Genomic DNA, 8,534 nt, shown 5'->3' on the forward strand with positions numbered 1-8,534 from the left:
ACATTTAGGAACTAAATTAATTTGGTTTTTGACAATTTTTAGTGTTACTGTTGGGATTCCCTAGCGAAGTGGATAGGGAGAAGCGTCAGTTGCATACCACAAGGTCAACTCACCAAAAAAGGAGCAGCAATGGAGCCTTATGTAGGAGAGATTCGCCTGTTCGGCGGGAATTTCGCCCCGTCCGGCTGGCTGAAATGCGACGGGTCATTGATCAGCATCACGGACAACGAAGTGCTGTTCTCGTTGCTCGGCACGACGTACGGCGGCGACGGCCAACGGAACTTCGCGCTGCCGGACTTGCGCGGCCGGGTGCCGATGCACCGTTCCCCGACCTACCCGATGGGTGCGCGCGGCGGCACCGAGCAGGTCACGCTGACCCAGCAATCGCTGGGGTCGCACACCCACCTTGCCAACGCCAAGAACGCGCCGGGCACGGCGTCCAATCCGAAAGGGCTGTACTGGTCGACCAACAACGACTACCCGCTGTTCGGGACGACCGCGCCGGACAAGCAGTTCGCGGCGACGGCCATCGGTGCCGCCGGGGGGAGCGATCCCCATGACAACATGATGCCTTTCCTGACGCTGACGTTCATCATCGCGGCCCAGGGCATCTACCCATCCCCACGTTGAAGGAGCGATCATGGCAGAACCTTTTCTCGGTGAAATCCGCGTGTTCGGCGGCACCAACATTCCGGGCGGATGGGCAGTGTGCGAAGGGCAGCAATTGGCGATCGCGCAGAACCAGGCCTTGTTCGCGATCCTCGGCACCCAGTTCGGCGGCGACGGCATCCGCACATTCGCCCTGCCCGACTTACGCGGACGGGTCGCGGTCGGCCCCTCGGGCAATATCCGCCAGGGCGTGTCCGGCGGCGAGTCGGCCCATGCCTTGACCGGCGCGGAATTGCCGGCGCATACCCACAGCGTCACGGCTTCTTCGGCAGCCGGAACCGTTCCTCCCATCGACAGCCATTACTGGGCCAGCGCCATGAACTACACGGCGGATGCGGACTCGCAACTGGCGCCGACCGCCATCGCGACGGCGGGCGCGGGTATGCCGCACGACAATATGCAGCCCTACCTGGCGCTGATGTTTTGCATCGCCATCACCGGCGTTTTCCCACCGCGGCCCTGAGGAGGATGAAGAATGGATGCATTTCTTGGTGAAATCCGCATGTTCTGCGGTACCTACGCGCCTGCGGACTGGGCGTTTTGCGAAGGGCAGCTGCTGCCCATCAGCGCCAACACGGCCTTGTTCTCCCTCCTCGGCGTGCAGTACGGCGGCAACGGGACCACGAACTTCGCCCTGCCCGACCTGCGCGGCAAAGTCCCGGTCAACCAGGGTGCCGGGCCGGGCCTGAGCCTGCGGACCGTCGGGGAAACCGGCGGCGCGCCGAGCGTGACGCTGACCGAAAAACAGATGCCCGCCCACAATCACCTGGCGCAAGGGATCTCGAAGACGGGCACGACCAAGTCGCCGTCCAACGCGGTATGGTCGCAATTCGCGTCGGAAGCGCGGCCGCCGGTGCCGGTCAAGCTGTTCGCGCCGAATGGCGATGTGCAGATGGCCCCGACCGCGCTGGCGCCGTCCGGCGGGAACCAGCCGCACAACAATATGCAGCCCTACCTCGGCGTGAACTTCATCATCTGCATGCGCGGCATCTTCCCGCCGCGCGATTGATGGACTGGGCCGTGCGCCCGGCGGCGCCGGATGACGCCGCCTTCCTGGCCAACCTGTTCCGCAGCACCCGGCCCGAGCTGGCCATGCTGCCGGACGGGCTGGCCGGCATGCTCATCGCCCAGCAGCAGCACAGCCAGGATCTGGGCTACCGGCAGGCGTTTCCTCATGCGCAAACCTTGGTGATCGAAGCGGGCGGCGAGCCCGCCGGCAAGCTGGTGCTGGATGAGCAGCGCCAGCAGTTGCGCGTGGTCGACCTCGCGGTGGCGCCGCCGTTCCGCGGACGCGGCCTGGCCACGGCCGTGCTCAGGCAGCTGCATCAAGCTGGACGCGATCTCGTGCTCAGCGTCGCGCACGACAACCTGGCGGCGATCCGCCTGTACCACGCGCTGGGATTCGAGGAAGAGTCGCGCGACGAGGTGCGCGCGGAGATGCGCTGGCGCGCTCAGTAGACGCGTTCGACCGTGACGCCGTGCGCGGCCAGCAGGGCCGGCACGCCGCGTTCGCCGAGCAGATGCAGCACGCCGATCGCCACCACGGCGCCATTATGTTTCTCCAGCAAATCATTGAGCTTGCTGGCGAGCACGACGTTGCGGCCGTCGATCAGCACTTCGCGCGTGAACCGGCCGGCCAGGGTGTTATCGGCAGCGGTGCGCTGCGCCACCTGGTCGAGCGCATGGCGGTCGGCGCTGCCCCAGGCGTCCACCACATTGCGCGCTTCTTTCCTTTGCGCACCGGACTCGAGCGAGTCCAGCGATTCGTCCAGGAAGCGCCACTGATCCGGGGGCGCCAGCCGGTTCAGCATGTCGAGCTGGGAATCGAGCGATTCCAGTTCGACGATGGGTACGCCGTTGGCGCGCGCCATGCGGGCCAGTTCACGGTCGGTCGACAGTTCGGGGCGATAGCCGAGCTTTTCGTATTCCGCCACCGACAGCAGCGCGGCCAGCAGCACCGGCTTGAGCCTGTGCGCGTTGCGCGGATCCATGCCGGCGCCGCGGATTTCCTCGTCGAGGAAGGCGCGCTTTTTCTCGGGCAATTCCGCGTAGCCGCCGGCCGCGTCTTTCGGCAAGGTGCCGTATTTGTCGACCGCGCGGCTGGCGGCGAAAGGCGATGGGTTGGGATCGAGTTCCAGCGCCAGCACCGGCGCGTTGGCGACCGCCTCCGCGATGCGCGGTTCCAGCGGATAGAAGGCCGGCACGCCGACGTGCATGGTACCGAACAGATACATGCTGTGGCCGTTCGCGCTCAGCCTGAACAAGGCGCCCCGCTCGGCGGCGTTTGCCGCTGAGCAGGCCAGCCAGGACAAGCTGAGGAAGACCACTATAATCAAGCGTCGCATGCTATCTGCTGCCTTCATTCCAACCATGATCAATGCTACAAGCCGCCCACCAGTCTGGTTGTTCGATCTGGACAATACCTTGCATGACGCATCGCATGCCATCTTCCCCGCCATCAGCGCCAACATGAATCGCTACATCGCCCGGGTACTGGGCGATGGCGACACGCCGGCAAGCCAGGAAGCCGTCAATGCCGCGCGCCTTGGTTACTGGAAACGGTACGGCGCGACACTGCTCGGAATGATTCGACACCATCAGGTTAGCGCGACGCACTTTTTGCGGGAAACGCATGAGCTGCCACTGCTGAGTCAAATGATACGCGCCGAGCGCGGTTTGCGCCGTCAGTTGCGGCAACTGTGCGGACGTAAGATTCTGCTGACAAATGGACCAGCAAAATACTCGAAAGATGTCATGCGGCATCTCGGCGTGCAGCGCCAGTTCGCGCATCACATTTCGATCGAGAACATGCATGTGCATCGGCAACTAAGGCCGAAGCCATCGGGGCTGATGCTGCGCCGCCTGCTGCGCCGGCACGGTCTCGCGCCGGAGAATTGCATCCTGGTCGAAGACACGCTGGCCAACCTGAAAAGCGCGAAGCGGCTCGGCATGCGCACGGTGTGGGTCACGCAGTACCTGCGCTTCAGCGACCCGATCGGCGCGGCGCCGCTGCCGCGGATGCTGAAAAGGCCACGCTATGTCGATGTCAAAGTAAAATCTGTGCGCCAGCTTCCGGGATCCATGCACAAGCTGCGCTGAACCTGTCCCCAACCAACGATTGGAATCCATGTCCAGTACCAAGCCAGGGCAACGCAAACTGCAAATCCTCCAGGCCCTCGCCGGGATGCTCGAACATCCCAAGGGCGAGAAGATCACCACCGCCGCACTGGCGGCGCGGCTGTCGCTGTCGGAGGCGGCGCTGTACCGCCACTTCGCCAGCAAGGCCCAGATGTTCGAGGGCCTGATCGAGTTCATCGAGACTTCGGTGTTCGGCCTGATCAACCAGATCGCCGAGCGTGAGGAGCGCGGCGTGCAGCAGGCGCAGGCCATCGCCGGCATGCTGCTCGCGTTCGCGGCCAATAATCCCGGCATGACGCGGGTGCTGATCGGCGACGCGCTGGTGGGCGAGGACGAACGCCTGCAGCTGCGCATGAACCAGTTCTACGACAAGGTCGAACTGGCATGCAAGCAGGCGCTGCGCCTGGCGGCCTCGCAGGGCGCGGGCGCCGAAGAAGAAGTGGCGGCGCGCGCGGTCCTGCTGGTCAGCTACGTCATCGGGCGCTGGCACCGCTTCGCCAAGAGCGGCTTCAAACACAATCCAACCGACGGCGCGCCGCTGCAGCTTGCAATGCTGCTCGCGGTTCCCGCGCTGGCATAGCAATGCATAACGACGAAGTATTCGCCCTGCTCGACGACGCGAGCCCGGATGCCGGCGCATCCCGTTCGCGCCTGTACAGCGGCCACGCGGCCACCCTGACCTGTTCCGATGCCGCCGGCTGGCCGCAGCTGCTCGCCGACCTCGAGCAGGGCCTGGCGCGCGGCCTGTACGCGGTGCCGCTCCTGAATTACGAACTGGGCGAGGCGCTGGCCGGCATCGGCGCGCGCGGGACCAATGGCCCGCTGGCGCAGGTGCTGCTGTTCCGCCAGTGCGACAAGCTGAACGCGGCGCAGGTCGACGCCTGGCTCGCCACGCGCACGCCGCAAGGCGAACCGGCCGGCATCGCCGGCATCGCGCCGAGCGTGTGCGAAGACGAATTCACGCGCGCGATCGCGGCCATCCGCGACTACATCGCGGCCGGCGACACCTACCAGGTCAATTACACCTTCCGCCTGCGCTTCGACGCCTTCGGTTCGCTGGCGGCGCTGTTCGCACGCCTGCGCGCGCGCCAGCCGGTGCCATATGGCGCGCTGATCGGGCTGCCCGGCGGCGGCGCCGTGATGTCGCTGTCGCCGGAACTGTTCATGCGCCACGCCGACGGCAAGCTGGTGGCGCGGCCGATGAAGGGCACGGCGCGCGCCAGCGGCGACGCGCTGAAGGATGCGCAGCTGGCCGCCGCGCTGTCGGCCGATCCCAAGAACCGCGCCGAAAACCTGATGATCGTCGACCTGCTGCGCAACGACCTGGGTCGCGTGGCCGACACCGGCAGCGTCGAGGTGCCGGCGCTGTTCGAGGTGCAGCGCTTCGGCGACGTGCTGCAGATGACATCGACCGTGCGCGCCCGTGTGCGTGCAGGCGCCACGCTGGCCCAGGTGCTCGACGCGCTGTACCCCTGCGGCTCGATCACCGGCGCGCCCAAGCTGCGCACCATGCAGATCATCCGCGAGCTGGAAAGCACGCCGCGCGGCATCTACACCGGCGCGATCGGCTGGATCGATCCGCCCGCCGGCGGCCACGCGATCGGCGACTTCTGCCTGTCGGTGCCGATCCGCACGCTGGCCCTGGAGGCCGAGCGCTGCGGCTTGCGGCGCGGGGAAATGGGCGTCGGCGCGGGCATCGTGTTCGACAGCGAGGCGCAATCGGAATACGCGGAATGCCAGCTCAAGGCGCGCTTCCTGACCGGGCTGCCGAACGAGTTCGAGCTGTTCGAAACCATCCGCGCCAGCTACGAGGACGGGCCGCGCCACCTGGACGCCCACCTGGACCGTATCGGCGCCTCGTGCGCCTACTTCGGCTTTCCCTTCCAGCGCGAACTGGCGCGCGCCGCCATCGTGGACGCCTGCCTGGCGCTGCCGGGCGGCCTGCACCGGGTCCGGCTGGCGATCGGCAGCGACGGCCAGCCACGTGCCACCTCGGCGGCGCTGGGACCGAATCCGCAGGAGCCGGTGCGCCTGCTGCTGTCGGAGGAAGCCACCTGCTCCACCGACGTCTTCCTGGCCCACAAGACCAGCCACCGCGCGCGCTACGACGCGGCATGGCGCGCGGCCGAGGCCAAAGGCGCGTTCGATATCCTGTTCTTCAACGAGCGCGGCGAGCTGACCGAAGGCGGGCGCAGCAATGTGTTCGTGCGGCTGGGCGGCCGCTGGTACACGCCGCCGCTCACTTGCGGGCTGCTGCCGGGCGTGCTGCGCGGCGTGATGCTCGCGGCGCCGGCCTGGCGCGCGAGCGAGAAGGTGATCACGCGCGCGATGCTCGACCAGGCCGAGGACATCATCGTCTGCAATTCGCTGCGCGGGCCGCTGCGGGCGGTGCTTGATACACCATGAACGTCGTTCCCGCGCAGGCGGGAACCCCATTTCTCGTGCAGGCCACAAGCGCTGGCGTCATTGGTGCGCATGAAAAATGGGGTCCCCGCCTGCGCGGGTACGACGTTCTCTGTCAAGCAGCCACCTTCTGCATCTCCCAATACAAGTCAGCCTTGCCTTCGAAGCCGATCCCCGGCAGGTCAGGCATGGTGATATAGCCGTTCTCGACCTTCACGCCGTCCGGGAAGCCGCCGTAGGGCTGGAACAGGTCCGGATAGGACTCGTTACCGCCGAGGCCAAGGCCGGCCGCGATATTCAGCGACATCTGGTGGCCGCCGTGCGGGATGCAGCGTTTGCGCGACCAGCCATGCTGGTGCAGCATGTCGAGCGTGCGCAGGTACTCGACCAGGCCATACGACAGCGCGCAGTCGAATTGCAGCCAGTCGCGGTCCGGGCGCATGCCCCCATAGCGGATCAGGTTGCGCGCGTCCTGCATCGAGAACAGGTTCTCCCCCGTCGCCATCGGCTTGTCGTAGTAATTGCGCAGCGTCGCCTGCAGCTCGAAATCGAGCGGGTCGCCCGCTTCCTCGTACCAGAACAGGTCGTACTGCGACAGCGCCTTGGCGTACTTGATCGCGGTGTCGAGATCGAAGCGGCCATTGGCGTCGACCGCCAGCTTCTGCCCGTCCTGCAGCACCGACAGGATCGAATCGATGCGGCGCAGGTCCTCGTCGAGCGAGGCGCCGCCGATCTTCTTCTTCACCACCGTGTAGCCGCGGTCGATGTAGCTCTTCATCTCGTCCTTGAGCTTCTGGTGGTCCTGGCCCGGGTAGTAGTAGCCGCCGGCCGCGTACACGAACACCTTGCGGTCCGGCGTGCCGTTCCCGTAGCGTTCGGCCAGCAGCTGGAACAGCGGCTTGCCGGCGATCTTGGCGACCGCGTCCCACACGGCCATGTCGATGGTGCCGACCGCCACCGAGCGCTCGCCATGGCCGCCCGGCTTCTCGTTGCTCATCATCGCGGCCCAGATCTTGTGCGGGTCGAAGTTGTCACCGCTAGCGTCAATCAGCGATTCGGGGTCCGCTTCGAGCACGCGCGGGATGAAGCGTTCGCGCATTAACTTGCCCTGGCCGTAGCGGCCATTCGAGTTGAAGCCGTAGCCGATGACCGGCTTGCCGTCGCGGACCACGTCCGTGACCACGGCGACCAGGCTCAGGGTCATCTTGGAAAAATCGATGTAGGCGTTGCGGATCGAAGAGCTGATCGGCACGGTCTTTTCGCGGATTTCTACGATTCTCATTGCAGCTAAACCAGTGGGTGACAGAGGCGACAAGGATAGGCCTTCGGCGCCGTTTTATAATGTCGCCAAATTCATAAGTGTTTTAAATCCAGGTGAAGACCGAAACCGCATCCGAGCTGGAGTTCTTCGTGCTGCTGGCGCGCCACGGCAGCCTGTCGGCGGCCGCGCGCGCGCTCGACATCACGCCGCCGGCGGCCAGCAAGCGGCTGGCGCAAATGGAGCAGCGGCTGGGCGTGCAGCTGGTGCAGCGGACCACGCGCAGTATCAGCCTGACTAGCGAGGGCGAAGCCTACCTGCGCCACGCGGCGCGCATCCTGGCTGAGATCCGCGAGATGGAGGACGCGGTGTCTTCCGGGCGCGATGCGCCGCGCGGCCTGCTGCGGGTGAACGCGACGCTCGGCTTCGGGCGCACCACGGTCGCGCCGCTGATCTCGCAGTTCGTCAAGCGCCATCCCGAGGTCGAGGTGCAGGTCGAAGTGACCGACCGCCCGGTCGACCTGGTGGAAAGCGGCTTCGATCTCGCGATCCGCTTCGGCACCCTGCCCGACCGGCGCCTGAACGCGCGCCGCATCCTGTCGAACCGGCGCTTTTTATGCGCGTCGCCGAAATACCTGGAACGCTACGGCACGCCGAAGACGCTGGCCGACCTGGCCAGCCACCGCTGCATCATCCACCGCCAGAACGACGACGCCTACGGCATCTGGCGCTTCAGCCGCAGGGACCATACCGAGGTCGTGAAGGTGCACGGTAGCCTGTCGAGCAATGACGGCGACATCGTGCTGGGCTGGGCGCTGGACGGCCACGGCATCCTGATCCGCTCCGAATGGGATGCGGCGCGCTTCCTGGAAAGCGGAAGGCTGCGCAGGGTGCTGCCCGAATTCGAGCTGCCCTCGGCCGACCTGTTCGTTTACTACGCCAGCCGCGCCAAGCAGCCGGCGCGTACCCGCGCCTTCATCGATTTTCTGGTCGAGCACTTCAAGAAGCCGGCCAAATAAGCGCCGCGTTTGCTGCGAGCGCACAATAGAAAAACCGGCCGCGAGGG

General features: G+C 66.0%; 10 protein-coding genes. 8 read left to right on the forward strand and 2 right to left on the reverse strand.

Annotated elements, in window-relative coordinates; translation table 11 throughout:
• Positions 1-129 precede the first annotated feature (129 nt).
• From NX778_RS24065 to NX778_RS24080, 4 genes are read left to right on the forward strand one after another with little or no spacing between them, the layout of a single operon-like run.
• Entirely contained in the window at positions 130-630 is a 501-nt protein-coding gene (locus NX778_RS24065; protein WP_258814349.1) for a phage tail protein, read from the forward strand.
• Between the two features lie 10 nt (positions 631-640).
• Positions 641-1,132 (forward strand): phage tail protein, encoded by a 492-nt coding sequence (locus tag NX778_RS24070; RefSeq protein ID WP_258814350.1) that lies wholly within the window; start codon positions 641-643, stop codon positions 1,130-1,132.
• 12 nt (positions 1,133-1,144) lie between these two features.
• Positions 1,145-1,678: a phage tail protein gene (locus tag NX778_RS24075; RefSeq protein WP_258814351.1), complete on the forward strand. Its 534-nt coding sequence runs from the start codon at positions 1,145-1,147 to the stop codon at positions 1,676-1,678.
• Positions 1,678-2,127, forward strand: coding sequence for a GNAT family N-acetyltransferase (locus NX778_RS24080; RefSeq protein WP_258814352.1), 450 nt, complete (start codon positions 1,678-1,680; stop codon positions 2,125-2,127). Before NX778_RS24075 ends, NX778_RS24080 begins: the two co-directional genes overlap by 1 nt.
• On the opposite strand, the gene NX778_RS24085 is transcribed toward NX778_RS24080, so the two are convergent.
• Positions 2,121-2,903, reverse strand: coding sequence for a TraB/GumN family protein (locus tag NX778_RS24085; RefSeq protein ID WP_258814353.1), 783 nt, complete (start codon positions 2,901-2,903; stop codon positions 2,121-2,123). The genes NX778_RS24080 and NX778_RS24085 overlap by 7 nt on opposite strands.
• Positions 2,904-3,039: 136 nt before the next feature.
• On the opposite strand from NX778_RS24085, the gene NX778_RS24090 reads away from it, so the two are divergent.
• Genes NX778_RS24090 through NX778_RS24100 form a run of 3 tightly spaced genes read left to right on the forward strand, consistent with a single transcriptional unit; the run spans position 3,040 to position 6,213 of the window.
• The gene (locus NX778_RS24090) at positions 3,040-3,768 is read left to right on the forward strand and encodes a pyrimidine 5'-nucleotidase (RefSeq protein WP_258814360.1); all 729 of its coding nucleotides are present in this window, start codon (positions 3,040-3,042) and stop codon (positions 3,766-3,768) included.
• A 28-nt stretch (positions 3,769-3,796) separates the two neighbouring features.
• Positions 3,797-4,387 carry a nucleoid occlusion factor SlmA gene (gene slmA / locus NX778_RS24095; protein ID WP_258814354.1) on the forward strand — a complete coding sequence of 197 codons (591 nt, stop codon included), beginning with the start codon at positions 3,797-3,799 and terminating at the stop codon, positions 4,385-4,387.
• A 2-nt stretch (positions 4,388-4,389) separates the two neighbouring features.
• Positions 4,390-6,213, forward strand: a complete 1,824-nt coding sequence (locus NX778_RS24100; RefSeq protein WP_258814355.1) for a chorismate-binding protein — start codon at positions 4,390-4,392, stop codon at positions 6,211-6,213.
• Positions 6,214-6,325: 112 nt separating this feature from the next.
• Here NX778_RS24100 and NX778_RS24105 read toward each other — a convergent pair whose 3' ends face one another.
• Positions 6,326-7,492 (reverse strand): mandelate racemase/muconate lactonizing enzyme family protein, encoded by a 1,167-nt coding sequence (locus NX778_RS24105; protein WP_258814356.1) that lies wholly within the window; start codon positions 7,490-7,492, stop codon positions 6,326-6,328.
• Between the two features lie 92 nt (positions 7,493-7,584).
• Here NX778_RS24105 and NX778_RS24110 point away from each other — a divergent pair, with 92 nt between their 5' ends.
• The gene (locus NX778_RS24110; RefSeq protein ID WP_258814357.1) at positions 7,585-8,487 is read left to right on the forward strand and encodes a LysR family transcriptional regulator; all 903 of its coding nucleotides are present in this window, start codon (positions 7,585-7,587) and stop codon (positions 8,485-8,487) included.
• Positions 8,488-8,534: the final 47 nt, after the last annotated feature.

Source organism: Massilia terrae (assembly GCF_024753145.1).
Lineage (GTDB): Bacteria > Pseudomonadota > Gammaproteobacteria > Burkholderiales > Burkholderiaceae_D > Telluria > Telluria terrae.

Coding starts and splice junctions, on each gene's coding strand:
- NX778_RS24070 (WP_258814350.1), top strand. CDS start 641: ATGGCAGAACCTTTTCTCGGTGAAATCCGCGTGTTCGGCGGCACCAAC.
- NX778_RS24105 (WP_258814356.1), bottom strand. CDS start 7,492: ATGAGAATCGTAGAAATCCGCGAAAAGACCGTGCCGATCAGCTCTTCG.
- NX778_RS24075 (WP_258814351.1), top strand. CDS start 1,145: ATGGATGCATTTCTTGGTGAAATCCGCATGTTCTGCGGTACCTACGCG.
- slmA (WP_258814354.1), top strand. CDS start 3,797: ATGTCCAGTACCAAGCCAGGGCAACGCAAACTGCAAATCCTCCAGGCC.
- NX778_RS24065 (WP_258814349.1), top strand. CDS start 130: ATGGAGCCTTATGTAGGAGAGATTCGCCTGTTCGGCGGGAATTTCGCC.
- NX778_RS24100 (WP_258814355.1), top strand. CDS start 4,390: ATGCATAACGACGAAGTATTCGCCCTGCTCGACGACGCGAGCCCGGAT.
- NX778_RS24080 (WP_258814352.1), top strand. CDS start 1,678: ATGGACTGGGCCGTGCGCCCGGCGGCGCCGGATGACGCCGCCTTCCTG.
- NX778_RS24085 (WP_258814353.1), bottom strand. CDS start 2,903: ATGTATCTGTTCGGTACCATGCACGTCGGCGTGCCGGCCTTCTATCCG.
- NX778_RS24090 (WP_258814360.1), top strand. CDS start 3,040: ATGATCAATGCTACAAGCCGCCCACCAGTCTGGTTGTTCGATCTGGAC.